At 71.6% G+C, this 3,084-nt stretch carries 2 protein-coding genes and 1 pseudogene; all 3 read left to right on the top strand.

What is annotated here, in order from left to right; genetic code table 11:
• Nucleotides 1–366: DUF1963 domain-containing protein (locus tag AB0O00_RS33865; protein WP_363658386.1), on the top strand; the 366-nt coding region annotated here is incomplete at its 5' end.
• Nucleotides 367–866: 500 nt separating this feature from the next.
• Complete coding sequence (locus tag AB0O00_RS33860; RefSeq protein ID WP_363658385.1) at nt 867–2,273, top strand: family 2B encapsulin nanocompartment shell protein; 1,407 nt, start codon at nt 867–869, stop codon at nt 2,271–2,273.
• Nucleotides 2,274–2,828: 555 nt separating this feature from the next.
• Nucleotides 2,829–3,084: pseudogene (locus AB0O00_RS33855) on the top strand (hypothetical protein); the annotation flags it as partial.

Below are 3,084 nucleotides of genomic sequence, written 5' to 3'. Positions count from 1 at the left end.
CCCGAGCCGGCCGGCCGGAGCGACTTCGCCCCGCTCGCCGCCGTGCCGCTCCGGGCCGACTGGGCGCTGTCCGCGCCGTCCTACCAGGACCGCGAGCTGGAGGACCTCTTCCCAGACGACTTCATGGTCGCGCTCGACCTCGCCTCCGACTTCCGCGACCACCTGCCCGGCCCGGACGTCCGCGTGCTCGGCTGGTGCGACACCGACACCGGGCGCCACGAGGGGCACCGGCCGCTGCTCCAGGTCGAGGCCTCGGCGGCCGGCGCGCACTGGGGCGAGACCGTCAACGTCTCCTTCTGGATCACCGACGAGGACCTGGCCGCCGGGCGCTTCGACCGCGTCCGCCACGGCATGGAGGTGGCCTGAGCGCCGCCCCGCACACGAATCACCGCCCCACACACGAACCACCGCCCTCACACGAACCACCGCACCGCCACGCCGCAACCGGCGTGGCGGTGCGTCGTGTTGACGCTGTCCGCCACCCGCGGCGGCCCCGCGGCCGGGCTCCCCGGACGGCCGGACCGGACCCTTCGCGGCCCCCGGACACGCGCCTGACCAGGGCCGCACCACACGCGGATCCGCGAGGCGAACGGACGTTTGCCAGGTCTTCGGCGCGGAGCGGGCGGATCCGGATCAGATTCACCCTATCGAGGGGCACTCGGCCGCCGTACGGGCCTGGTCGGGCCCCGGTGATCTAGGGTTCCGGGTGGGCCGCCGGGAGCCGGCGCCCCGATTGCGCAGACCTCACCGGAACCTCGCCAAAACCCCCACCGATACGCGTATCTGATGATCCGTCATGGCCTCGCCCAGGACGGTTCGGTCCGACCCGCCCGCGTGATACGACCAGATCAAGGAGACCCCTGCCGATGCCCGTCGACACCAGTCCGGAGACACAGCAGGCACAGCAGCAGTCCCTCGCCACAGCCGCTGCCCGCAACCTCGCGACCACCACCAAGTCCGCACCGCAGATGCAGGAGATCACCTCCCGCTGGCTGCTCCGGGTGCTCCCCTGGGTCGAGGCCCACGGTGGTGCCTACCGGGTGAACCGCCGCCTCACCTACACCGTCGGCAACGGCGTGGTCGAGTTCATCAAGACCGGTTCCGAGGTCCGCGTGATCCCCCGCGAGCTCGGCGAACTCGCCCTGCTGCGCGGCTACGAGGACGACGACGTGCTCATCGCTCTCGCCGACCGCTGCGAGCAGCGGAACTTCGGTCCGGGCGAGGTGCTCGTCACCCAGGGCGAGGCGGCCGACCGGATCTACCTGATCGCGCACGGCAAGATCAACAAGATCGGCACCGGCAAGTACGGCGACGAGACCGTCGTCGGCGTGCTCGGCGACGGCGACCGCTTCGGCGACGACGCGATCCTCAACCCGGACGCCGTCTGGGAGTACACCGTCAAGAGCGCGACCTCCGGCGTCGTCCTCACCCTGAGCCGCCGCGACTTCGAGCGGATCCGCGACAACGCGCCGACGCTCCAGGAGCACCTCCAGGAGTTCCTGTCCCTGCCGCTGCAGGCGCAGAACGAGCGCGGCGAGGCCGAGATCGCCATGTCGGCCGGCCACCACGGCGAGTTCGAACTGCCCGGCGCCTTCGTGGACTACGAGCTGAAGCCGCGCGAGTACGAGCTGAGCGTCGCGCAGACCATCCTCAAGGTCCACACCCGCGTCGCGGACCTGTACAACCAGCCGATGAACCAGATCGAGCACCAGCTGCGGCTGACCATCGAGGCCCTGCGCGAGCGGCAGGAGTTCGAGATGATCAACAACCCGGAGTTCGGCCTGCTCAACAACGCCGACTTCGACCAGCGGATCCAGACCCACTCCGGCCCGCCCACCCCGGACGACCTGGACGAGCTGCTCAACCGCCGCCGCGACCCCGACTACCTGCTCGCCCACCCGCGCACCATCGCGGCGATCGGCCGCGAGCTCAACGCCCGCGGGATCTACCCGCACCACGTCGACCTCGGCGGGCAGCAGGTGCCGGCCTGGCGCGGGGTGCCGATCCTGCCGTGCAGCAAGATCCCGATCACCAAGGAGAACACCAGCTCGATCCTCGTGATCCGTACCGGCGAGGACAACCAGGGCGTCATCGGCCTGCACCAGACCGGTCTGCCGGACGAGTACCAGCCGTCGCTGTCGGTCCGCTTCATGGGCATCGACGAGAAGGCGATCATCTCCTACCTGGTCAGCGCCTACTACTCGTGCGCGATCCTGGTGCCGGACGCGGTCGGTGTCCTGGAGAACGTCGAGATCGCGCACGGCCGCCACTGAGCGCCGGGCGGCCACCGGCCGCCGGGCCGCGGACCGCGGTCGATTTTTGCTCCCGAAACGAGCCGAGGCCGTAACCGGCCCGCTCGAAGATCGGTTGACCTGATGACGGACGGCTCGCCCCCGGAGGCGGGCCGTTCGCCTGACGGGGGTGCATCAGCCGGTTCCGGTGTCCTCCGGCTCCTTCTGACGAAACGATTCCGAGAGGTGTGGACCCATGCCGCAGCCCGGGCAGTCCCGGCAGCTCCGACGGATACCGGTGGACGGCGGAGGGGGCGCCGTCCGCGGGCGAAAGGCACGGCTGGCTGGTGCGGCGGTCGGGGTGGTCGCGATGTGCGCGCTGCTGAGCGGCGCGTCGGCCTCCGGCGCGAGCCAGCACGGCGGGGGACGCCCGAAGGGGCCGGTTGCCGACGTGTGCGTCTGCACCGGCACGGACGTCTCGGTGGACGTCGGGCCCGGCGGGCACGGCGTGAGCGTCGGGGTCGGCGTGGACGTCCAGGTCGGCGTCACCGTCGATCCGCACGGCGACCTGCACCACCCGCCGCACTGGCGCGACTCGTGCCCGAGCCCGACGCCCACGCCGACACCGACCCCCACCCCGACACCCACTCCCACTCCCACACCGACGCCGAGCGCTACACCCCCGAGCCCGACGCACACGCCGGCGCCTCCGCCCCCGTCGTCGGCACCCCCGCCGCCCGCGCCCGTACCGGCGCCGGCCCATTCACTCCCTATCCTGGCCGCACTATGGTCCGGCAACTCGGCGAACTTGAGAACGCCATCATGACCCGGGTGTGGCGGTGGAACCGCCCGG

Origin of the sequence: Kitasatospora sp. NPDC093558, from assembly GCF_040683475.1 — a bacterium.
In the GTDB taxonomy this organism is placed as follows: Bacteria; Actinomycetota; Actinomycetes; order Streptomycetales; family Streptomycetaceae; genus Kitasatospora.
This window is presented reverse-complemented; position numbering and strand designations above follow the sequence as displayed.